Source organism: Streptomyces sp. A3M-1-3, assembly GCF_024213665.1.
Lineage (GTDB): Bacteria > Actinomycetota > Actinomycetes > Streptomycetales > Streptomycetaceae > Streptomyces.
This window is the reverse complement of the sequence record NZ_JANAVP010000032.1, coordinates 25443-46791: the sequence shown is the minus strand read 5'-3', so window position 1 is coordinate 46791 and position 21349 is coordinate 25443. Positions and strand designations below refer to the sequence as shown.

Sequence of the window (21349 nt, the reverse complement as noted above, 5' to 3'; positions counted from 1 at the left end):
CGGGGGCCGGATGCCTGGCTAGAGGTGGGTTCTGTCGCGCTTGGTCAGGCCGTGTTGGCCGGCGATCGTGTTCCACAGGGCCGCCGCCTCCTGCTTGGCCTGCGTCGCTTCGCCGCTGGCGCGGTTGGCCGCCCCCGTCTGGGCGGTCTGGCGGGCGCGGCCGTCCTTGCAGCCCTTCTTGCCGGCCACCTGGTCGGCCCACGCGGCGTAGTGGCTGTCCGCGGACGCGGACGACTTCCACGCCTTGGTGAGGGCGGCCGACAGCCGTGCGTTCTCCGGCAGGTTGTCGACGGGGAGCCCCTGCAGGCGGGTCACCAGGTTCTCGCGCTGTACGGCGGCGGCCCGCAGATCGACGGCCGCCTGGCCGAGGTTGTCGCACTTCTTGATGTTCTCGACCGAACGGATCACCGACGCCCGGCTGTTGTTGCTGTCCGCGAGCAGCTTGTCCAGCCCCTCGGCCTGCGCCTTGGCCGGATCGGCGGCCGGTTCGGCCGAGGTCCCGGTGGTGGGCGACGAGTCCGCCGTGACGACCGTCCTGTCGTCCTGGCCCTTGTTGTCCTCGTCGCCGCCGCTCAGCAGGGCGCCCACGCCGAGGCCCACCACGGCGAGGCCGACCACGCCCGCGGCGATGAGGGCGGCCGGGGACGACCGGCGGCGGGGCGACTCGGGCTGTGCGTGCGGTGCGGCGGCGGCGGGGGCGTACGGCCGCTGCGGCCGGCGCTGCTGCGGCCCGTCGAAACGGGGCAACTGCTGGGTGGAGTCGGGGCGTTCGGGCCCGGCGTCGGTACGGAAGAGGCTGTCGAACTCGGCGGGCGGCTGACGGTCCTCCGGAGTGCCGGGCCTGATGCCGTACGGAGCCCCGGCGGGCGCGGCCGGAACGGGCGCGATGTACTGCGTCGCCTGCGCATCCGGGCCGTGCGGCCCGGCGGGCCCGGCGGGCCCGGCAGGTACCGGCGCGATGTACTGCGTCGCCTGCGCGTCCCCGGCCGGTACCGGCGCGATGTACTGCGTCGCCTGCGCATCCGGGCCCTGCGGCGCCCACTGGCCGTGGCTCTGGCCGTGGCCCGTGCCCAGGTACTGGGTGGACTCGGCGGGACGTTCGGGCGGCAGTCCGACGGGCGCGGCGGCCACCGGCGGCAGGTACTGGGTGGCGTCCGCCCCGGCTCCGGCATACGGCGGCAGCGGCTGCGACACCGGCTGCGATGCCTGCGCCTGCTGCGGGCCCGGCCCCCACGGCTGCCCCCAGGGCTGTCCACCCGCCGGGGCGACCTGCTCCCCCGAGACGCCCGGTATCCAGGGGCCACTACCGTCCGCGGGCAGCACGACACCCTCGTGCGCAGGCCGGGCCGCGGGATACTGCGGCTCGTCGCCCTGTCCGCTCTGCGTCACCGGGACTCCTACGTGTATACCTACGGAACCGTCGGTTCACGCTACCGGGTCCCGGAGCCCCCCTGCCACGCTCCCGAAAGCAGTAACAAGAAGGGTCCTCAAGACGCTGTTAGGGGGCACCAGGAGCGCCCGCTACGCCGCGCTGATCTCCAGCCGCGCACTGAACTCACATACCGCCGGCTCGTCCCGGAACGGCTCCAGGCGCTGCTGGAAGTCGTCCAGGTACTCGGCGCCCCGGTTGGACCGCAGCGTATCCAGCAGTTCCACCGCGCGCGTCCCCGTGTGACAGGCCTGCTCGACCTCGCGGCGCTGGACCTGGGACGTGGCCAGCAGCACCAGGCCGATCGCGCGGCGCCGGGCCTTAGTCTCCGGCAGCCCGTCCAGCGCCTCCTCCGCCCGCCGGCCCGCCGCCTCCGCCTGGCCGAGGTCGCGGTGGCAGTGCGCCAGCTCGTCGGCGAGGTAGGCCGCGTCGAAGTGGGCGATCCACGCCGGATCGTCCCCCGCGGCCGCGTCCGTACGCTCCAGCGCACCCAGCGCCCGGCCCGCCGCCACCTGCGTGGCACGCGCGTCGCCCATCAGCGCGTGCCCCCGCGCCTCCGCCGCGAGGAACATCGCCTCCGCACGCGGCGGCACCTGACCGCGCGCGCCCTCCTGCGCCGCCCGCGCCAACTGGGCGATCTCGCGCGGGTTGCCGAGCTGCGCGGCGAGGTGGCTCATCGACGCGGCCAGCACATAGGCGCCGTAACCCCGGTCGCCCGCCGCCTGCGCCAGCCGCAGCGCCTGGATGTAGTAGCGCTGGGCGAGCCCGGGCTGACCGGTGTCGACGGCCATGTAGCCGGCCAGCTCCGTGAGCCGCGCCACGGTGGCGAAGAGCGCGCGGCCGACCGATTCACGGTACGAGCCGGCCAGCAGCCCGGACACCACGCTGTTGAGGTAGTGGACGACGATCGGGCGGACATGGCCGCTGCCGAACCGGTGGTCCAGCTCGATCAGCGCCTCGGTCGTCGCCCGAACCGCGTCGACGTCCGAGGCCCCGACCCGCGCGCCCGCCGACCGCGCCACCTGCGCGTCCGCTCCGGTGATCAGCCAGTCGCGGCTGGGCTCCACCAGCGCGGAGGCGGCGACGCTCGATCCGGCGAGGAAGTCACGCCGGCCGACATCACTGCGCCACAGCTCACAGACCTGCTCGATGGCGCCCACCACAGTGGGGGAGAACTGCAGGCCGACCCCCGATGCGAGGTTCTTGCCGTTCGCCATCCCGATCTCTTCGATCGTGACCGTACGGCCGAGCTTGCGGCCCAGCGCCTCGGCGATGATCCCGGGGGCCCGGCCGCGCGGCTGCTGCCCGCGCAGCCAGCGGGCCACCGACGTCTTGTCGTACCGGAGATCGAGACCGTGCTCCGCCCCGCACATGTTCACGCGGCGAGCCAGCCCGGCATTGGAGCACCCGGCTTCCTGGATGAGCGCCTGCAGCCGTTCATTCGGCTGGCGGGCGACGAGCGGCCTGGCTGCCATGACTACCCCCTGAGGCTGCAATGATCACTGAATTGATCACTGCCCGGCGGATATGCAAAGAATGCGGGTGTTGTTCCACGCTTGTGACTACCCGCCGGCCACTCCCCGTCCCCCCGCGCGCCCCCGGCCGTGCACCGGTGCGCCCCACGTGCCGGACATGCAGGATCGATGCTCCCGGCACCTCACCGGCCCCGCCCGTAACCCGAGGTGACGGCGGGAGTTGAGTTCACCGTGGAAGAGACCATCGGAGTCACGGAAGCCGCACCCATCCCCCAGCAGCGAGCCGACCAGCTGCTGGATCACGCCGTGCGGTACGCGGAAGAGCGCCACTGGGACGTGTTCCCCGGCACCTGGCTGGAGGCCGAGGACGGCAAGGAGCAGTGCTCGTGCGGCGACACCGCCTGCTCCGCGCCCGGCGCCCACCCGGTCCGCCAGGACTGGGAGTCGCAGGCGACGGGCAGCGCGGTGCAGGCGCGCCGGCTCTGGTCGACGCAGCCGAAGGCGTCGATCCTGCTGCCGACGGGCCGGACGTTCGACGCGATCGACGTATCCGAGACGGCCGGGTTCCTGGCGCTGGCGCGGATGGAGCGCATGGACCTGACGCTCGGCCCGGTCACCTGCACCCCGGACCGCCGGATGCTGTTCTTCGTCCTGCCGGGCGCCGGTCTCAAAGTTCCCGATCTGGTACGGAAGTTGGGGTGGTCACCCGCCGTGGTCGACCTGACGGCCCGCGGCGAGGGAGACTACGTCGCTGCGCCGCCGACCCGCGTCGGAAGCCACGGCGCGGTGCAGTGGGCCCGGCGGCCCACACCGGCCAACCGCTGGCTTCCGGACGCCGAGGAACTGATCAGCCCGCTGGCGTACGCGTGCGGGCGGGAGGCCGCCGACGCACGGACCCGGCGAGCCCAGGACTCGTAAGGTGTCCCCAGGCTGCGTCTGTTGACCGGCCACGGGGACACCGAGAGGCGGGGCAGATGCCGGACCGGGCAGCTGATGAGGCGGGCGGAGCGCGTACGGCGCCGCCCGCCGCCGTGCGGGTAGAGGGTCTGTGGAAGCGCTTCGGGGAGCAGATCGCCGTCGCGGGGATCGATCTGGAGCTGCCCGCGGGCAAGTTCATCGGCCTGGTCGGACCGAACGGCGCGGGCAAGACGACCACGCTGTCGATGGTGACCGGGCTGCTCCGCCCCGACCATGGGCGGGTCGAGGTCACCGGCCGGGACGTCTGGCGGGACCCGGCGGAGGTGAAGGCGCGGATCGGCGTACTGCCCGAGGGACTACGGCTCTTCGAGCGCCTCTCGGGGCGCGAACTCCTCGCGTACACCGGGCGGCTGCGGGGGCTGCCCGGCGACGAGGTCGACAAGCGGGCGACGCAGCTCCTGGACGTACTGGACCTGGCGGGCGCGCAGCACAAGCTGGTCGTCGACTACTCCACCGGCATGCGGAAGAAGATCGGCCTGGCGTCCGCGCTCCTCCACAATCCCGAAATCCTCTTCCTGGACGAGCCGTTCGAGGGCGTCGACCCGGTCTCCGCGCAGACGATCCGCGGGGTGCTGGAGCGGTACACCGTCTCGGGTGCGACCGTCGTGTTCTCCAGCCATGTGATGGAGCTCGTCGAGTCGCTGTGCGACTGGGTCGCGGTCATGGCGGCGGGCCGGATCCGTGCGCACGGCACTCTCGCCGAGGTGCGGGGCGACGCGCCCTCCTTGCAGAGCGCCTTCCTCGAACTGGTCGGCGCGGGCGGGCGGGACCACGGCGACTCCCTGGACTGGCTGGGCGGCGGGGCCGGCCGATGAGCGCGCCCACGAGCACGAGCACGGCCACCCGTACGGCCGGGAACACGTCCGCTGCCGGGATCACCCCGGTCTTCGTCCGTCTCAAGCTGTCCCTGCTGCGCAACGGCCTGCGCCAGTCGTCCGGCCGCAGGGCCGCCTACATCGCCTCCGTCGTGATCACGCTGCTCTTCGCGGCACTCCAGCTCGTCGGGCTCATCGCGCTGCGCGGCAGCGGACACGCGGCGACCGTCGTAGTCCTGCTGACGGGCGTACTGGCACTCGGCTGGGCCGTGATGCCGCTGTTCTTCCCCGGCGGGGACGAGACCCTCGACCCGACCCGGCTGGTGATGCTCCCGCTGCGGCCGCGGCCGCTGATCGTGGCGCTGCTCACCGCCTCCCTGGTCGGCATCGGCCCGCTGTTCACGCTGTGCCTGGCCGCCGGTTCGGTGGTCGCGGTGGCGCACGGCGGGACCGCCGTGGCGGTCGGGGTGCTCGCCATACCCCTGACGCTGCTGGTGTGCGTGGCGCTCGCGCGGGCCGTCGCGGCCGCCAACATCCGGCTGCTCACCAGCCGTAAGGGCCGCGATCTCGCCGTACTGAGCGGCCTGGTGATCGCGGTCGGCATCCAGGTGGTGAACTTCGGCGGCCAGCGGCTCAGCGAAGCCGGCGGGCTGACCGCGCTGGATCCGGCGGCGGACGTGGTGCGCTGGCTGCCGCCGGCCTCGGCGATCGGCGCGGTGGACGCGGTGAGCGAGGGCGCGTACGGGCGCGGCGCCGGTCAACTCCTGCTGACCGCCGTCGCCCTGGTGCTCCTGCTGTGGTCCTGGCAGCGCAGCCTGACGAAGCTGATGACCACGCCGGACGGCTCGACCCTCCAGGCGGCGGAGCCCGCGCGGAAGGAGTCGTCGTCCACGGGCCTGGCCCGCCTACTCCCCGGGGGCCGCACGGGCACGGTCATGCAGCGCAGCCTGCGGTATGTGTGGCGGGATCCGAAGACCAAGGCGGCATGGGTCACTTCGCTGGCCATCGGCCTGATCGTGCCGGCGTTCAACGCGCTCCAGGGCACCGGGACGATCTACTTCGCGTGCTTCGCGGCCGGGATGCTGGGCATCCAGATGTACAACCAGTTCGGCCAGGACACCTCCGCCTTCTGGACAGTGGCCCTCACGATGTCCTCGAAGCGCGACGCCTACCTGGAACTGCGGGCGCGGGCGCTGGCGTTGTTGGTGATCACCCTGCCGTACTCGGTGTTCGTCACCGTGGTCACGGCGGCCATGGTCGGCAACTGGCGGGCCCTGCCAGAGGCGCTGGGCCTCTCGTTCGCGCTGCTGGGCGCGATGCTGGCGACGGGGGCGGTGGCCTCGGCCCGCTTCCCGTACTCGATCCCGCAGGACAGCGCGTACAAGAACGTGGCGCCGGGGCAGGCGGGCCTGGCCTGGATCAGCATCTTCGGCGGCATGATCGCCTCGGCCCTGCTGTGCGCACCGCTGCTGGCGCTGGCCATCTCGCTCCATGTGACCGGCGCCCACCACTGGCTCTGGCTGATTCTCCCGGCGGGCACGGCCTACGGCGCGCTGATCACCTGGGCGGGCCTGTGCGTCGCGGCGCCGACGACGGCGAGCCGGCTCCCGGAGATCCTGACGGCGGTGAGCAAGGGGTGAGCGCGCGAGCGCGCCGGAGGGCGCCGCAGGGCCGAGCGCGCCGGTCTGCGCCCGGGTGTCTTACGGCGTGAGGACACCGTCCAGGAACGGCTCCACCGCCGTGCGCCAGCCCTCCGGCTGGTCGTAGTGGACCAGGTGGCCCGCGTCCGGGACCTCCGCGTAGCGGCCCCGGGGCAGGACCCGGACCATCTCCTGCGCCTCGGCGCGGCCCAGTTCGCCGTCCAGGCCGCGGACCACCAGGGCCGGGCACTGGACCTGGGCCAGCTCGTCCCAGTGCGCGTCGAAGACCCAGGTCTCCCGGGACTTGAGCATCTGGCGGCGCGAGAAGACCGGACGCCAGCCGTCCGCGCGCTCGGCCATCACCTCGGCGAAGAACTCGCCGCGGGCCGGGCTGGGGCGCTCCACCCACGGGTCGTCCTCACCGAACCACTTGCGTACGTCGGCGAGCGTCGCGAAGGGCACGGGCCAGGCGCGGAACCAGTCGTCCCACTCGCGCTGCGACGCGGCCCCGAGGGCCGAGGCGCGCATGTCGCAGATGACCAGGGCCTGGACGAGGTCGGGACGGCGGGCCGCGAGCTGCCAGGCGGTGAGGGCGCCCATGGAGTGGCCGATGAGGGTCACGGGGGCGAGGCCGAGCTGTTCGACGGCGGCCTCGGCGTCGGCCACGTACGCCTCACGCGTGTACGGGCCGTCGGCCGGCTTCTCGCTGCGGCCGTGGCCCCGCTGGTCGAGGCCGATCGCGCGGCGCCGCTCGGAGAGCCAGCGGGCCGTGGGCGCCCAGTGCGAGGCGCGGCCCATGAGCCCGTGCAGTAAGAGCACGCCGGGGGCGTCCTCGGTGTCCGTCCCGCCCTTGGGCGGGTCGGCGAACTCCCAGGCGGCGAGCCGCACTCCGTCGGCCCGTGTCACGTCGATGCGCCGCACCAATGTCCTGGCACCCCCTTCAGTCGTCTTCGGTCCGTCCATCCGTCCCGAGCGGTTGGGCTCGGCCAGACTATCGAACCCGTATTCGAAAACGGGGTTCTCCCCGGCAAGACCCCTCGTTCGAGTGACGCCGCTCAAGGATTGACGGCCGCAGCCGAGGGGAGATCTTCAACGGGAGGCGGGCCGCTCGGGGAAGACGGTCCGAGGGGATTGACCCTGGGAGCTCGGGGCTCCGGGTCAGCGAAGGGGAGGACAGGTCCCGGCGCCCCAGGGCGCCGGGACCCTCCGCACCGGCGGAACATGTACCGGCAGAACCGTCCGAACGATCAGAACGAAAAGACCAGCGCGACGGGCGCATTCCCCTGCCCCTCCCCGACCCGCTGTGCGCACACAGCCGGACCCTCGGGTCATATGCCTCAGCGACAGCCTCGCACGCGACCCTGGGCGGAGGCTGTCATTCCGCGGGAAGTCAGCGCTTGGCGACGAAGACGTGCGAAGCGACCTCCGCGTCCAGCTCCGCGGCCTCCCCGCTGCTGCCCACCAGCACGCCGCCCGGCGACTCCGTGACACTCACCACCGAACCGGGCTGCACACCCGCGCGCCGCAGCGTGTACATCAGCTGGGCATCCGTCTGGATCGGCTCGCCGATCCGCCGGACGACCACCGTCTTGCCCTCCGCGCCCGCGTGCAGATCGGCCAGGCTCACCATGCTGTCGTCCAGGAACGGGTCCGCCTCGGCCTTCTCGCCCAGCTCCTCCAGGCCCGGAATCGGGTTCCCGTACGGCGACTCGGTCGGGTGGCGCAGCAGCTCCAGCACCCGCCGCTCCACCGCCTCGCTCATCACGTGCTCCCAGCGGCAGGCCTCCGCGTGCACCTGCTCCCACTCCAGGCCGATCACGTCGACCAGCAGACACTCGGCCAGCCGGTGCTTGCGCATCACGCGCGTCGCCAGCCGGCGGCCCTCTTCGGTCAGCTCGAGATGCCGGTCGCCCGCGACGGTCACCAGCCCGTCACGCTCCATCCGCGCCACCGTCTGGCTGACCGTCGGACCGCTCTGATCGAGCCGCTCCGCGATCCGGGCGCGCATGGGGACCACGCCTTCCTCTTCCAGCTCGAGGATGGTGCGGAGATACATCTCCGTGGTGTCGATCAGTCCGGACATACGTGCCCCTCGATTGTCGTGCGCTGGCCCTGACCCCAATTCTGACGCATAGCGCCGACAACCGTGCCGTACCAGGGATGCCGCGTATTGACAGGCGTGTGGTCCAGACCGCACCGTGATCGGCGGAACCCGGACACACCCCCCACTGGAAAGGGCCCCCGCGATGAGCGAGAGCAAGCTGGCCGGTCAGTTCTTCGACGCCGCCATCGCACTGCTGCAGCGCGTACGGGACGAGGAGTCCGGGAACATCGCCGCGGCCGGCACCCTGATCGCCGACACCGTCGCCGCCGGCGGCCGGCTCTTCGCGTTCGGCGCCGGCCACTCCTCGCTCGCCGCCCAGGACGTCGTCTACCGGGCCGGCGGCCTCGCCCTGATGAACCTGCTCGCGGTCCCCGGCACGGTGGGCGTCGACGTCATGCCCGCCACCCTCGGCAGCGCCCTGGAACGCGTCGACGGCCTCGCGGGCGCCGTACTCGACAGCAGCCCCGCCACCGAAGGCGACACGCTGGTGATCATCTCGCTGTCCGGGCGCAACGCACTGCCGGTGGAGATGGCGATGAACGCCCGCGCGCTCGGCCTGAAGGTCATCGGGTTGACCTCGGTGGCCTACGCGACCGAGACCAAGCCGCGGCACGCCTCCGGCACCTTCCTCAAGGACCACTGCGACGTCGTCCTCGACAGCAAGATCGCGGTCGGCGACGCGGAGCTGACCGCCGACGGAATCGAGGCACCCTTCGCCCCCGCCTCCACCGTCGTCACCAGCGCGGTGATGCAGGCCGTCATGGCAGCCGCAGCCGGCGAGCTCGCCCAGCGCGGCATCGAACCGCCGCTGCTGCGGTCCGGCAACGTCGACGGCGGGCACGAGTGGAACGGCCGCGTGATGACGGAATACCGCGACCGCATCTTCTTCCGCCACTGACTCCGGTCGCCCACTGACTCCGGTCGCGGGCTTTCGGTCACCGACCGCCCAGCACCAGGGCCAGGTCCAGCGCCGCCGCCACCCGGGCCGCCACATCCTCCGCGTACACCGCGTCCGGGCGCTCGAACGCGGGGCGGCTGGAGCCGCGCAGGAACGTCACCACCCCCAGCGTGCGGCCGCGGCTGCGCAGCACCGTGCACAGGGCGTGCACCGTGCCCTCCGGCCACTGGCGGGGCGCCGCCCACGACGCCGCCGCCCCGGCCTGCGCGCTGGACGGCGCGCTCGCCCGGACCGAGCCGATCCGGTCCATCGACTGCAGCGCCGGATGCCCCTCCACGTACCGCACCGGAATGGACCCCGGCGCCGGCAGGCTCGGGCCGGGCGACCCGGACGGCGTCGAGGCCGACCGTACGAGATGGGGCGGATCACCCATCGCGAGGTCCAGCAGCGCATGGTCGGCGAAACCGGCCAGCGCGAAGTCCAGATGGACCGTCGCCGCTTCGAGCGGGTCGTCGCACTCCCCCGCCGCCCGGGCCGCCCGATGCAGCTGATTCGTACGGAACCGCAGCTGGGCCGTGTCCGACTCGGCCTGCCGCGCCTCCGTGATGTCCTGGAACAGCCAGCCCACCCCCAGCGGAACCGGCTCCTCCGCAAGCGGCGAGGCAAGCCGCAGGAAACCGCAGCGCCAGCACCGCCTGCGCTCTCCCTCCCCCGTCCGCAGCGTCACCCACAGCTCGACCGGCGCCGGCGGCGCACCCTCCGCCAGCACATGCTGCAGCGCACCCTCCAGCTCCTCCACTCCCTGCGTGATCAGCTCACCCAGCGGGCGCCCGAGCAACGCCGTACGCCCCGAGCCGAGCGCGCGCGCCGCATGCGCGTTGACGACCGCAGGGCGCAGATCGACATCCACCAGGACCACGCCCCAGGAGGCGTCCTCCAGCAGCGCCTCGCTGAGCGCGATCGACCGCTCGAGGTCGATCTGCGCATGCACCTCGCTGAACGCGCAGTACACCCCGGCCGGCTTCCCGTCCGCACCCCGCACCCCGGCGGACTGCGTCCGTACGAGCACCCGCCCGCCGTCCTTCGTCACCAGCGCGAACTCGTGCACCTGGCGGCCAGGCGTGTCCATGGCGGCCATCAGCCGCCGCTGCACGTCCTCGGCATCGGCGGTCCGCACGGCCCACCCGGCAAACCCGCTCCGCCCCACGGCCTCGGCCGCGGACCAGCCCAGAATCCGCTCGGCCTCACGATTCCAATGAGTGACCACACCATCCGCGTCGAACGCGCACAGCGCGGCATCCATCCCATCGAGAAGCGCGGCCAGCAGATCGGACCCGGGACCCTCCCGCTCCGGTTCCTGTGGCCCCACGGCATCGGCGGTCTCACTACTTCGGGAAGCACTCACCTGGCACCCCCTGCAGGTGTTCGCGTGTGCTGCACGTCAGATCATTCAACTGGAACGTGACGCAGCACACACCACTTTCCCCAGAATAAATCGCTTGTCGGGACGCCGAGGCGATTCCTAGGGTGTGGGCACACGCGAAAGGAGGTGTTCCCGAAGTGATTTCATTTCGGACTCGTGAGGTGACTGCGGGCTAGCGCCCGTTGTCGCACCCAGTGCGGTGCCGGCGGAACGCCGGCCAATCCCAAGCAGTCACCCGACCCGTGGGCTCGCCGGTGCGTCCGGCCGGCTCCCTCCGCCAGGAGGGACCCGAGCCCGCGGGTCGTCTGCGCGTCAGGGCCCTACGGGCACAGGCGCTCAAGGCGCCAGGCGCCGTCGCCCGCGCCCTCCGTCACATACCGCAGCCGGTCGTGCAGACGGTTTTCGTGGCCCTGCCAGAACTCCATCTCCTCGGGTGCGATCCGGTAGCCGCCCCACTCCGGGGGGACCGGGACCTGTTCGTTTTCCGGGTAGCGCGCCGCCAGGGCCGCGTAGCGGCGGTCGAGTTCCTCGCGGGAGGCGATCACCTCGGACTGGTCGCTCGCCCAGGCGCCGAGCTGGGAGCCGTGCGGACGGGAGCGGAAGTACGACGCCGTCTCGTCGCGGCCGATACGGGCCGCGGTGCCCGTGACGATGATCTGGCGGGCGATCGGGTGCCAGGGGAAGAGCAGCGAGACGTGCGGGTTCGCGGCGATTTCGAGGCCCTTGCGGGAGCCGTAGTTGGTGAAGAAGACGAAGCCGCGGGCGTCGAACGCCTTCAGCAGCACCGTGCGGGTGCTGGGCCGGCCGTCGGGGGTGGCGGTGGCGACCACCATCGCGTTCGGTTCGAAGAGGCCGCTGTTCACCGCCTGCTGGAACCAGCGGGCGAACTGTGCCATCGGCTCGGCGGCGAAAGAGTCCTCCGTGACGATCTCGGCGCGGTACTGCTTGCGCATGACGGCGGGATCGAAGTCGGCGGGGTCAAGGTCGAGGTCCTGGTTCTCCACAGGGCCCATCCTGCCGCAGGCCCCAGTCTGCCCGGCACGGAGTGCCGTTAATCCTTCCCGAACGAAATGGGCCAGTGTGCCGGACATCACGCTTCCCCGCATCGGCCGAACCCGCCAAAATCTTGGGCTGGGCCTCTGTGGCCTCCGTACATGACGGGATATCGTGCCTGCTCCACGGGCGGTTGGGTGACCACCGGCCGTACGGGGCAGCCACGGGGTGACGGGTCCGGACCGCGAGTCGTGCGCATACGACCGCGGATCCGTGCCGGCGCCGAGAGATTTCGCCACCTGCTTTGACACCCGGTTTTCACGCCGCTTGTCGCACACATCATGAGGAGCCGCCTGATGTCCGACTTCGTACCCGGCCTCGAAGGGGTCGTCGCGTTCGAGACGGAGATCGCCGAACCCGACAAGGAGGGCGGATCTCTCCGCTATCGGGGTGTCGATATCGAAGACCTGGTCGGGCACGTGTCCTTCGGGAATGTGTGGGGCCTGCTCGTCGACGGGGCGTTCAACCCCGGTCTGCCGCCCGCGGAGCCGTTCCCGATCCCGGTGCACTCGGGTGACATCCGGGTCGACGTGCAGTCGGCGCTGGCGATGCTCGCGCCCGTGTGGGGCCTGAAACCGCTGCTCGACATCGATGAGCAGACCGCGCGTGACGACCTGGCGCGCGCCGCCGTGATGGCGCTGTCGTACGTCGCCCAGTCGGCGCGCGGGCAGGGGCTGCCGATGGTGCCGCAGCGGGAGATCGACAAGGCGCAGTCGGTGGTCGAACGGTTCATGATCCGCTGGCGCGGGGAGCCGGACCCGAAGCACGTCAAGGCCGTCGACGCGTACTGGACGTCGGCCGCCGAGCACGGCATGAACGCCTCCACCTTCACGGCGCGGGTGATCGCTTCGACGGGGGCCGATGTGGCTGCCGCCCTGTCCGGGGCCGTGGGTGCCATGTCGGGGCCGCTGCACGGTGGTGCGCCGTCCCGTGTGCTCGGGATGATCGAGGAGATCGAGCGCACGGGTGACGCGACCGCGTATGTGAGGCAGGCGCTGGACAAGGGCGAGCGTCTGATGGGCTTCGGCCACCGGGTGTACCGGGCGGAGGACCCGCGGGCGCGGGTGCTGCGGCGTACCGCGAAGGAGCTGGGGGCGCCGCGTTTCGAGGTGGCGGAGGCACTGGAGAAGGCGGCGCTGGAGGAGCTTCACGCGCGCCGTCCGGACCGGGTGCTGGCCACGAACGTGGAGTTCTGGGCGGCGATCATGCTGGACTTCGCGGAGGTGCCGGCGCACATGTTCACGTCGATGTTCACCTGTGCGCGTACGGCCGGCTGGTCGGCGCACATCCTGGAGCAGAAGCGGACGGGGCGCCTGGTGCGGCCGTCCGCGCGGTACGTGGGTCCGGGGTCGCGGAGCCCGCAGGACATCGTGGGTTACGGCGACATCGCCGGCTGACGTAACGACTGACGTACGCGACGCGACTGCGCGCGGCGCCGCACCCGTTTTCTTCCGGGTGCGGCGCCGCGCGCAGTCGTGTGGTGGGGCGGGTGCGTCAGCGGGCCGGTACGAGTGGCTGCTCGACCAGGTCGGCGTGGTGCCGGGCGGCGGCCTTGGGGTGGGCGCGCAGCCAGCCCTTGAGTTCGTTTCGGCCGTACTCGGCGAAGAGCGGGTTGGCCGGGTCGCTGGTGACACCGGGTGCCTGGGCCGCGTACGGGAAGGGCAGCGGTTCGATGCGGGCGTCGAGGCGCGGGTTGTAGAAGAAAGGCACCGAGTAGCGCTCGGTCGCGCCGGGCGGGCTGACGACGCGGTGGTTGGTGGCCTTGAGGTAGCCGTTGGTGGCGACTTCGAGGAGTTCGCCGAGGTTGACGACGAACGCGCCGGGGATCGGCGGGACCTCGTGGAACTCGCCGTCGCCGCGCTGGACCTGGAGGCCGCCCACCTGGTCCTGGAGGAGCAGGGTGAGGAAGCCGTAGTCCTGGTGCGCGCCGACGCCCTGGCCGGGGCTTTCGGCCGCTGCGTCCGGGGCGCTGCCGGGGTAGCGGACCAGCTTGAGGTGCAGGTGGGGGTGGTCGGCGAAGATGTCGTCGTAGAAGTCGGGCGGCGCGCCGATGGCGGTGAGCAGTTCGTGCAGCAGCCGGGCGGCGACCTCGCTGAGCCGGTCGATCCAGCCGAGGGCGGCGGCGCGCAGGACGGGGAGGCCGGCGGGCCACTGGTTGGGGCCTTCCAGCCACCAGTAGGCAGGCTCGCCCGGTCCGGGGACGTGCGGGGGCCGTTCGGCGCCGATGTCGAGCTGGTCGCGCCAGTCGCGGCTGCCGCCGGTGTGTTCGTCACCGGTTCGGGTGTAGCCGCGGAAGTGCGGGGAGTTGATGTTGCCGATGGCGAGCCGGTCGGCCTCGGGGAGGGCGAAGAAGGCGCGCATGGCGGACATCAGGGTGTCCGTCTCGGTCTCCGTGATGCCGTGGCCGGTCAGCTGGAAGAAGCCGACGTCGTGGGCGGCGCTGTGGAGCTGGGCGTGCAGAAGGGCCCGTGCCTGGGGGCCGCGGTCGGCGGCGGAGAGGTCGATGACGGGGAGCTGCAGGTACGACATGGGTGCATCCGCGGGTGTGTGGGCCCGGTCGCGTACCGCCGGTGTGGGCCGGGGTACGTGCGCCGCGGCGGCAGCCTGGGTGGGGCGGTGCGCGCCGGTGACCGGGCGGGGTGGAGAGGGGGGCGGCGGGGGCGGGGATCAGGCGGAGCGCCGACAGCCCATGCTCGTTACGCGGACGTAGTCCACGTGGCGGCGTCGTACGAGCGCAAGCATGCGCCAAGGCTACGCCGACCGGGCCGCGAGGGAAGTGACGGGGCTCACACCGGTACCCCGAGGGCGTCGTCCAGCAGCCGGGCCCACTGGGCGACGACGCGCGCGCGGCGGGCGGTGTCGTCGGTGAGGACGTTGGCGAGGCCGAGGCCGCGGGCCATGTCGAGGAGGCCCTGGACGGTTTCGCGGACGCCGGTGGCGGATTCGTCGGCGCGGAGGAGGGCGACCGCGATGCGGTGGGTTTCGCGTCCGACGCGAGTTTCGAGTTCGGTGACGCGGGGGCGTAGTTGGTCCTCGTTGGACGCGGCGACCCAGAGTTGGAGTGCGGCCCGGAACAGCGGGCCGGTGTAGAGGTCGACGAGGGCGCCGACGACGGCGGTGCGGTCCTGCACGGGCAGGGCGCGCAGGGCGGTGGAGCGCTCCTCGGCGACGTATTCGACGGCGGCGGTGAACAGGTCCTCGCGGGTGGGGAAGTGGTGCTGGGCGGCGCCGCGCGAGACGCCGGCGCGTTCGGCGACGACGGAGACGGTGGAGCCGGCCCAGCCGTGTTCGGCGAGGCAGGAGACGGCGGCTTCGAGGAGGCGCTGCCGGGTGGCGCGGCTGCGGTCCTGCTTGGGGGCAGTCACCGAGCCCATACGGGGTCCCGGCGCTGGAGGAACGCGGTCATGCCCTCGCGGGCCTCGTCGGAAGCGAAGAGGCGGGCGGAGAGGGCGGCGAGGTCGTCGGTGTCGCGGTCGAAGACGCGCAGCACCTCGGCGGTGAGCAGCCGCTTGGTCTCGGCGAGGCCCTGCGGGGATCCGGCGCGCAGCGCGTCGAGTACGGGGGCGAGGGCGGCGTCGGGGTCGTCCGCGGCGAGGGTGATGAGCCCGATGCGGGCGGCTTCGGGCGCGTCGAAGCGTTCGGCGGTGAGGTAGTAGCGGGCGGCGGCGCGGGGGTCCAGCCGGGGCAGGAGCGGCAGCGAGATCACGGCGGGCGCGAGCCCGAGCCGGGCCTCGGTAAGGGCGAAACTCGCGCCGGGCCCGGCAACGGATATGTCGCAAGCCCCAAGCAACCCGAGCCCCCCGGCCCGCACATGCCCACTCACCCGGGCGACGACGGGCTTGGGCAGCTCAACGATGGCACGCATGAGCCGAACGAGGACGTAAGCGGCGGACCCCACGGAGGCGCCCGCACCGTCGCGGCCCACGGCGGCAAAGCCGCCCGCCGGGCCGGTGCCACCGGCGGCCGCGTGGGCGGCCCCGGCAGGCTGCCCCTCGGCAGCGGACCCCGCGCCCCAGCCCGCCGGGCCGACGGAACCGGGAGCGCCCGCAGCTGCGGACCCCACGCCGGAGGCGCCCGCACCGTCGCGGCCCGCGGCGGCGGAGTCGCCCGCCGGGCCGGTCCCGGAAGCCACCTGAGCGGCCCCGGCAGCGGACCCCACGCCCGAGCCCGCCGGGCCGGGTGCCGATCCCTCCGCAGCGGGCGGCACGCCGGTGGCTTCCTTCAGGTCTGCTCCCGCGCAGAACGTCGCGCCCGTGTGGGTCAGGACCACCGCCCTGACCGCCGGGTCCTCCGCGCAGGCGGACAGTGCCTCGGTCAGCTCGGCGACCAGGGCCGCCGAGAGCGCGTTGCGGTTCGCCGGCGAGTTCAGCGTGAGGGTGGTGATGCCGCGCTCGTGCGCGGTCTGTACCAGTTGTACGGGCGTCATGCGCTGTCGGAGTTCCTTTCCCTCGCGCGCAGTTCGCGCCTGAGGATCTTGCCGGATGCCGCGCGTGGCACCTGGGAGGTGAATTCGACACGACGCACCTTCTTGTACGGGGCGACGCGTTCGGCGACGTACGCCATCACGTCCTCCTCCGTCAGGCCGTCCGTCGCCGGCTGGCGGACGACGTACGCCTTCGGTATCTCGTTGCCCTCCGCGTCGTTCACGCCGACGACCGCCGCGTCCGCTATCCCCTCGTGGGTGAGGAGGAGCGCTTCGAGGTCGGCCGGGGCGACCTGGTACCCCTTGTATTTGATCAGTTCTTTCACCCGGTCGACAACGAAGAGCCAGCCGTCGGCGTCCACCCGGCCGATGTCGCCCGTGTGCACCCAGCCGTCCCTGTCGATCATCGCGGCGGTTTCGTCCGGGCGGCCGAGGTAGCCCTTCATCACCTGCGGTCCGCGGATCGCGACCTCGCCCTCCTCCCCCACACCCAGCTCCTTGCCGGGCTCCGCGAGGGAGAGGATCCGCATCTCGGTGTTGGGCAGGAGCTTGCCGACCGCTCCGGGCGGGGAGCCGGCCGCGTCCAGCGGGGTCACATGCGTACCGGGGGACAGTTCGGTCATCCCGTACGCCTGCATGACCGGCGGCAGGCCCAGCCGGCGCGAGCAGGCCTGGGCGAGGGCGGCGTCCAGCGGGGCGGCGGCGCTGACGATGTACCGCAGCGAGGACAGGTCGTGTCCGGCGACCGCCGGGTGCTTGGCGAGCGCGAGGACGATCGGCGGGGCGACGTACAGGCCGGTGATGCGGTGCTTCTCGATCGCCGACAGGAACTGGTCGAGGTCGAAGCGGGGCAGGACGACGACCGTGGCCCCGCGTTTCAGGGGTGCGTTCATCAGGGCCGTGAGGCCGTAGATGTGGAAGAAGGGCAGTACGGCGAGGATCCGGTCGCCGGGGCCCATCGGCAGGAGCGGGTAGAGCTGGTCGAGGTTGGTGGCGATGCTGCGGTGGGTGAGCATCACGCCCTTGGGGCTTGCGGTGGTGCCCGAGGAGTAGGGCAGGGCGGCGACGTCCTCGCCGGGGTCGATCACGACGTCCGGTGCGGTGGCGGTCGTCGCGAGCATCTCGAGGACGGACCGATGGCCGTCGGCCTGGTCGCAGACGAAGATCTCGTCCACCCCGCCGGCCAGTTCGGCCGCCCTGCGGGCCACTTCGAGCAGCGGGGAGACGGTCACGATCCAGCGGGACGCGGAGTCCCGCAGCTGCTTGGCGAACTCCTCCGGCGTGGACAGCGGATGCACGGTGGTGACGGACGCGCCGGCCCGCGTCGCACCGTAGAAGACGGCCGGGTAGGCGATCGTGTTGGGGCTGTGCAGGGCGAGTACGTCCCCCTTGCGCAGCCCCGACTCGGCGAGCGCGGCGGCGATCTTGCGGGTGAAGCCGTCCAGTTGTGCGTACGTGAGGGTGGCGCCGTCGACTCCGTCCACCAGGGCGACGGCGTCGCCGTACTCGGCGGCCCGGCCGAGTACGGCGTCGTGGATGGGCAGATCGACGACGGGCACTGCCGGGTACTCGCTGTGGAACACCATGACCACGATCCCTTCGACGGCGTACGTGCTGACGGCCCAGAATCCCTCCTGCTAGTACGACTTGGGGAGACCCAGGGACTGGTGTGAGACGAAGTTCAGGATCATTTCCCGGCTGACCGGGGCGATCCTGGCGACGCGGGCGGCGGTGATGAGGGAGGCGAGGCCGTACTCGCGGGTGAGGCCGTTGCCGCCGAGGGTGTGTACGGACTGGTCGACGGCCCTCACGCACGCCTCGGCGGCCGCGTACTTGGCCATGTTGGCCGCCTCGCCCGCGCCGAGGTCGTCGCCCGCGTCGTAGAGGTGCGCGGCCTTCTGCATCATCAGGCGGGCGAGTTCGAGCTCGATGTGCGCCTGGGCCAGGGGGTGGGCGATGGCCTGGTGCCCGCCGATGGGCTGCTTCCACACCTCGCGGGTCTTGGCGTACTCGACGGCCCTGCCGACGGCGTACCGGCCCATGCCGAGGGCGAACGCGGCGGTCATGATGCGCTCGGGGTTGAGGCCGGCGAAGAGCTGGAGCAGGCCGGCGTCCTCTCCCCCACAGCCTTCGGCGTGGGAGGTGCCCCCACCGACGAGCGCGTCGGCGGGCAGGCGTACGTCGTCGAGAAGGAGCCCGAACTGCTTCTCGGCGGCGGCGAGTTCCATGTCGATCTGCGAGCGGCTGAAGCCGGGGGTCTCGCGCGGGACGATGAACAGGCACGGCTTGAGGCGTCCGGTCCGGGCATCTTCCGTGCGTCCGACGATCAGGGTCGCGTCCGCGATGTCCACGCCGGAGATGAAGACCTTGCGGCCGGTGAGCAGCCAGTCGCCGCCGTCGCGGCGGGCGGTGGTGGTGATCCGGTGGGAGTTCGAGCCGGCGTCGGGCTCGGTGATACCGAAGGCCATGGTGAGGGTGCCGTCGGCGAGACCCGGCAGCCACTGCCGCTTCTGCTGCTCGGTGCCGAAGCGGGCGATGACCGTGCCGCAGATCGCGGGCGAGACGACCATCATGAGGAGGGGGCAGCCGGCGGCGCCCAACTCCTCCAGCACGATGGAGAGTTCGGCGATGCCGCCGCCTCCGCCGCCGTACTCCTCGGGGAGGTTGACGCCGAGGTAGCCGAGCTTGGCGGCCTCGGCCCACAGCTCCTCCGGGTGGCCCCCGTCGCGTACGACGCGGGTGAGGTAGTCGCGTCCGTAGCGTCGGCCGAGGGCGGCGACGGCGGCACGCAGGGCCTGGTGCTCTTCGGTTTCGAGGACGGTGCTCATGACTGCGGTTCCTCCTGTGTGGCTTCCGCCATTACTTCGTTGACGACGGCGAGCAGGGCACCGACCTCGACCTGGCGGCCGGGGGCGGCGTGGAGTGCGGTGAGCGTGCCGGAGGCGGGAGCGGAAATGCGGTGCTCCATCTTCATGGCCTCCAGCCACAGCAAGGTCTGCCCGGCGGTGACGCGGTCGCCGGGCACAAGCCCGTCGGCGACCCGCACGACGACGCCGGGCATGGGCGCGAGAAGGGACCCGGGTTCGGCGCGGTCCTGCGGGTCGGGGAAGCGGGGGAGTGCGGTGAGGGTGGCGTGCGCGGGGTGGGTGGGGCGGGTGCGGTGGGTGTCGTTGGCGGCGCGGTGGGTGTCGTTGGCGGCGCGGTGGGTGTCGTTGGCGCCGGTAAGGGTGTCGACGTACACGGTGGGCGACGCGACGCCCGGCGCGGTGCCCGCGTACGGGCTGGTGGCGGGCGCGGTGCCCGCGTACGGGCCACCGCCGTGGGCGGCCGGGTTGGCGTACGTCGTCACGTCGAACCGGCGTAGTACGCCGTCGACTTCGAGCGTCACGCGGGTGGGCCACGCCTCGATGAGCCGTACGCCCGGGAACCCCTCGGCGTCCAGCCCGTCGCGGGTCAGGCGGTAGCGGACCTCGTGCTCGGTGCCGTCGGGCTCGGCGCGGTAGCGCTTGACCTGGGGCTGGGAAGGGACGTTGCGCCAGCCGCCGATACGGGCGGGCAGCGCGTCACCTCCGGCGCGCCGCGCGGCGGCGTCCGCGAGAGCGGCGGCGAGCGCGGCGAGCGCCACCGGCTGCGGCCGGCCGTCGGTGGGAGCCGGCGTGGCGTCTGCCTGCGTGAGGGCCGGCAGGTGCCGGTCGTAGAAGCCCGTGTCCAGGCGCCCGGCCACGAAGTCCGGGTGGCGCAGGGACCGTACCAGCAGGTCGCGGTTGGTGACCGGCCCGTGGACGCGGGCCCGTTCCAGGGCGTGGGCCAGCTTGCGGATGGCCTCGGCGCGGGTGGGCGCCCAGGCGATGACCTTGGCCACCATGGAGTCGTAGTGCACGCCGATGACGTCCCCGTCGCCGTACCCGGCGTCGAGCCGCAGCCACGGCCCAGCGGACTCCGGCCGGCCCGCCGGCGGCGGCGGAGCCGAGCGCCAGGCCGGGGGGCGAGGGGCCGCGACCGCGTTCGACGCGCCCGGCACCGACAAGTGGTGCAGTGGGCCCGTCTGGGGCTGCCAGTCGCGGGCCGGGTCTTCCGCGTACAGCCGTGCCTCCACCGCGTGGCCCACCGGGTCGGGCGGCAGCGGCGGCAGCGGGACGCCCTCGGCGACCCGGATCTGGAGCGCGACGAGATCGAGGCCGAACACCGCTTCCGTCACCGGGTGTTCGACCTGGAGGCGGGTGTTCATCTCCAGGAAGTACGGGCGGCCGTCCTCGGCGACGAGGAACTCGACCGTTCCCGCGCCCCGGTAGCCGATGGCCCGCGCCGCCTCCACGGCGGACTCGTGGAGAGCCGCCCGGAGTTCACCGGGCAGGCCGGGCGCCGGGGCCTCCTCGATGACCTTCTGGTGCCGGCGCTGGAGCGAGCAGTCGCGGGTGCCGAGGGCCCACACCGTGCCGTGCGCGTCCGCGAGGATCTGGATCTCGACATGGCGGCCGCGTTCGACGTACGGCTCCGCGAAGACCTCGCCGTCGCCGAAGGCGGACCGCGCCTCGGCGGCGGCGGCGGTCAGTTCCGCGCGCAACGCGGCGAGGTCGCGGACGACCCGCATACCGCGGCCGCCGCCGCCCGCGGCGGCCTTGAGGAGGAGCGGGAGGTCGGCCTCGGTGGCCCCCTCCGGATCCACCGGGGCCAGCAGGGGGACCCCGGCCGCCGCCATGAGTTCCTTGGCGCGCGTCTTCGAGGCCATGGCCTCGATCGCCTCCGGCGGAGGGCCGATCCAGACCAGGCCCGCGTCCTGTACCGCGCGCGCGAACTCGGCGTTCTCGGAGAGGAATCCGTAGCCGGGGTGTACGGCGTCCGCGCCCGCCGCGAGGGCCGCCTTGACGATCAGATCGCCACGCAGGTACGTGTCCGCGGGCGCGGCTCCCGGCAGCCGTACCGCCGCGTCCGCCTCCCGTACGTGCAGGGCGCGCGCGTCCGGGTCGGAGTACACGGCGACGGTGGCCAGGCCCAGTTCGCGACAGGTGCGGAAGACCCGGCAGGCGATCTCGCCCCGGTTGGCGACAAGAACGGAGCCGATCATTTCCGGGGGCGTGTGCGGGGTCATGTCCGGAGTCAATTCCGTGGTC

General features: G+C 72.7%; 17 protein-coding genes. 5 read left to right on the top strand and 12 right to left on the bottom strand.

Annotation, left to right across the window (positions count from 1 at the left end; genetic code table 11):
- Positions 1–18: 18 nt before the first annotated feature.
- Together NLX86_RS28515 and NLX86_RS28510 are read right to left on the bottom strand one after the other, a co-directional pair.
- On the bottom strand, positions 19–1389 hold the full coding sequence (locus NLX86_RS28515) for a hypothetical protein (protein ID WP_254374681.1): 1371 nt from the start codon (positions 1387–1389) through the stop codon (positions 19–21).
- Positions 1390–1521: 132 nt separating this feature from the next.
- Entirely contained in the window at positions 1522–2904 is a 1383-nt protein-coding gene (locus tag NLX86_RS28510) for a transcriptional regulator (RefSeq protein ID WP_254374680.1), read from the bottom strand.
- 231 nt (positions 2905–3135) lie between these two features.
- Between NLX86_RS28510 and NLX86_RS28505 the strand changes: the two genes are divergently transcribed.
- Genes NLX86_RS28505 through NLX86_RS28495 form a run of 3 tightly spaced genes read left to right on the top strand, consistent with a single transcriptional unit; the run spans position 3136 to position 6337 of the window.
- Complete coding sequence (locus NLX86_RS28505; RefSeq protein WP_254374679.1) at positions 3136–3822, top strand: bifunctional DNA primase/polymerase; 687 nt, start codon at positions 3136–3138, stop codon at positions 3820–3822.
- A gap of 56 nt (positions 3823–3878) precedes the next feature.
- Positions 3879–4697, top strand: a complete 819-nt coding sequence (locus NLX86_RS28500; RefSeq protein WP_254374678.1) for an ABC transporter ATP-binding protein — start codon at positions 3879–3881, stop codon at positions 4695–4697.
- Positions 4694–6337 carry a transporter gene (locus NLX86_RS28495; protein ID WP_254374677.1) on the top strand — a complete coding sequence of 548 codons (1644 nt, stop codon included), beginning with the start codon at positions 4694–4696 and terminating at the stop codon, positions 6335–6337. The genes NLX86_RS28500 and NLX86_RS28495 overlap by 4 nt, the downstream gene beginning before the upstream one ends.
- A 60-nt stretch (positions 6338–6397) precedes the next feature.
- Here NLX86_RS28495 and NLX86_RS28490 read toward each other — a convergent pair whose 3' ends face one another.
- Together NLX86_RS28490 and NLX86_RS28485 are read right to left on the bottom strand one after the other, a co-directional pair.
- Positions 6398–7261 carry an alpha/beta fold hydrolase gene (locus NLX86_RS28490; protein ID WP_254374717.1) on the bottom strand — a complete coding sequence of 288 codons (864 nt, stop codon included), beginning with the start codon at positions 7259–7261 and terminating at the stop codon, positions 6398–6400.
- 466 nt (positions 7262–7727) lie between these two features.
- Positions 7728–8420 carry a metal-dependent transcriptional regulator gene (locus tag NLX86_RS28485; RefSeq protein ID WP_254374676.1) on the bottom strand — a complete coding sequence of 231 codons (693 nt, stop codon included), beginning with the start codon at positions 8418–8420 and terminating at the stop codon, positions 7728–7730.
- Positions 8421–8583: 163 nt separating this feature from the next.
- On the opposite strand from NLX86_RS28485, the gene NLX86_RS28480 reads away from it, so the two are divergent.
- Positions 8584–9339, top strand: coding sequence for an SIS domain-containing protein (locus tag NLX86_RS28480; RefSeq protein ID WP_254374675.1), 756 nt, complete (start codon positions 8584–8586; stop codon positions 9337–9339).
- A 37-nt stretch (positions 9340–9376) separates the two neighbouring features.
- Here NLX86_RS28480 and NLX86_RS28475 read toward each other — a convergent pair whose 3' ends face one another.
- Entirely contained in the window at positions 9377–10744 is a 1368-nt protein-coding gene (locus tag NLX86_RS28475; protein WP_254374674.1) for a PAS domain-containing protein, read from the bottom strand.
- A gap of 338 nt (positions 10745–11082) precedes the next feature.
- Entirely contained in the window at positions 11083–11775 is a 693-nt protein-coding gene (gene pdxH, locus NLX86_RS28470; protein ID WP_254374673.1) for a pyridoxamine 5'-phosphate oxidase, read from the bottom strand.
- A 336-nt stretch (positions 11776–12111) separates the two neighbouring features.
- Between pdxH and NLX86_RS28465 the strand changes: the two genes are divergently transcribed.
- Positions 12112–13212 carry a citrate synthase 2 gene (locus NLX86_RS28465; protein ID WP_254374672.1) on the top strand — a complete coding sequence of 367 codons (1101 nt, stop codon included), beginning with the start codon at positions 12112–12114 and terminating at the stop codon, positions 13210–13212.
- A 97-nt stretch (positions 13213–13309) separates the two neighbouring features.
- On the opposite strand, the gene NLX86_RS28460 is transcribed toward NLX86_RS28465, so the two are convergent.
- The 6 genes from NLX86_RS28460 to NLX86_RS28430 form a co-directional block, all read right to left on the bottom strand.
- The gene (locus tag NLX86_RS28460) at positions 13310–14344 is read right to left on the bottom strand and encodes an isopenicillin N synthase family oxygenase (RefSeq protein ID WP_254374671.1); all 1035 of its coding nucleotides are present in this window, start codon (positions 14342–14344) and stop codon (positions 13310–13312) included.
- A gap of 257 nt (positions 14345–14601) precedes the next feature.
- The gene (locus NLX86_RS28455; RefSeq protein WP_254374670.1) at positions 14602–15189 is read right to left on the bottom strand and encodes a TetR/AcrR family transcriptional regulator; all 588 of its coding nucleotides are present in this window, start codon (positions 15187–15189) and stop codon (positions 14602–14604) included.
- Positions 15177–16241 carry an enoyl-CoA hydratase family protein gene (locus NLX86_RS35190; RefSeq protein ID WP_374213982.1) on the bottom strand — a complete coding sequence of 355 codons (1065 nt, stop codon included), beginning with the start codon at positions 16239–16241 and terminating at the stop codon, positions 15177–15179. Before NLX86_RS35190 ends, NLX86_RS28455 begins: the two co-directional genes overlap by 13 nt.
- Entirely contained in the window at positions 16238–17824 is a 1587-nt protein-coding gene (locus NLX86_RS28440; protein WP_254374669.1) for a 4-coumarate--CoA ligase family protein, read from the bottom strand. The genes NLX86_RS35190 and NLX86_RS28440 overlap by 4 nt, the downstream gene beginning before the upstream one ends.
- A gap of 51 nt (positions 17825–17875) precedes the next feature.
- Positions 17876–19066 (bottom strand): acyl-CoA dehydrogenase family protein, encoded by a 1191-nt coding sequence (locus NLX86_RS28435; protein WP_254374668.1) that lies wholly within the window; start codon positions 19064–19066, stop codon positions 17876–17878.
- Positions 19063–21303 (bottom strand): biotin carboxylase N-terminal domain-containing protein, encoded by a 2241-nt coding sequence (locus NLX86_RS28430; RefSeq protein ID WP_254374716.1) that lies wholly within the window; start codon positions 21301–21303, stop codon positions 19063–19065. The genes NLX86_RS28435 and NLX86_RS28430 overlap by 4 nt, the downstream gene beginning before the upstream one ends.
- Positions 21304–21349 lie beyond the last annotated feature (46 nt).

What these genes read in the sequence shown, in the direction of transcription:
- NLX86_RS28495 (WP_254374677.1), top strand. Translation starts at nt 4,694, where the DNA reads ATGAGCGCGCCCACGAGCACGAGCACGGCCACCCGTACGGCCGGGAAC.
- NLX86_RS28430 (WP_254374716.1), bottom strand. Translation starts at nt 21,303, where the DNA reads ATGATCGGCTCCGTTCTTGTCGCCAACCGGGGCGAGATCGCCTGCCGG.
- NLX86_RS28485 (WP_254374676.1), bottom strand. Translation starts at nt 8,420, where the DNA reads ATGTCCGGACTGATCGACACCACGGAGATGTATCTCCGCACCATCCTC.
- pdxH (WP_254374673.1), bottom strand. Translation starts at nt 11,775, where the DNA reads ATGGGCCCTGTGGAGAACCAGGACCTCGACCTTGACCCCGCCGACTTC.
- NLX86_RS28460 (WP_254374671.1), bottom strand. Translation starts at nt 14,344, where the DNA reads ATGTCGTACCTGCAGCTCCCCGTCATCGACCTCTCCGCCGCCGACCGC.
- NLX86_RS35190 (WP_374213982.1), bottom strand. Translation starts at nt 16,241, where the DNA reads ATGACGCCCGTACAACTGGTACAGACCGCGCACGAGCGCGGCATCACC.
- NLX86_RS28440 (WP_254374669.1), bottom strand. Translation starts at nt 17,824, where the DNA reads ATGGTGTTCCACAGCGAGTACCCGGCAGTGCCCGTCGTCGATCTGCCC.
- NLX86_RS28435 (WP_254374668.1), bottom strand. Translation starts at nt 19,066, where the DNA reads ATGAGCACCGTCCTCGAAACCGAAGAGCACCAGGCCCTGCGTGCCGCC.
- NLX86_RS28480 (WP_254374675.1), top strand. Translation starts at nt 8,584, where the DNA reads ATGAGCGAGAGCAAGCTGGCCGGTCAGTTCTTCGACGCCGCCATCGCA.
- NLX86_RS28455 (WP_254374670.1), bottom strand. Translation starts at nt 15,189, where the DNA reads ATGGGCTCGGTGACTGCCCCCAAGCAGGACCGCAGCCGCGCCACCCGG.
- NLX86_RS28465 (WP_254374672.1), top strand. Translation starts at nt 12,112, where the DNA reads ATGTCCGACTTCGTACCCGGCCTCGAAGGGGTCGTCGCGTTCGAGACG.
- NLX86_RS28500 (WP_254374678.1), top strand. Translation starts at nt 3,879, where the DNA reads ATGCCGGACCGGGCAGCTGATGAGGCGGGCGGAGCGCGTACGGCGCCG.
- NLX86_RS28510 (WP_254374680.1), bottom strand. Translation starts at nt 2,904, where the DNA reads ATGGCAGCCAGGCCGCTCGTCGCCCGCCAGCCGAATGAACGGCTGCAG.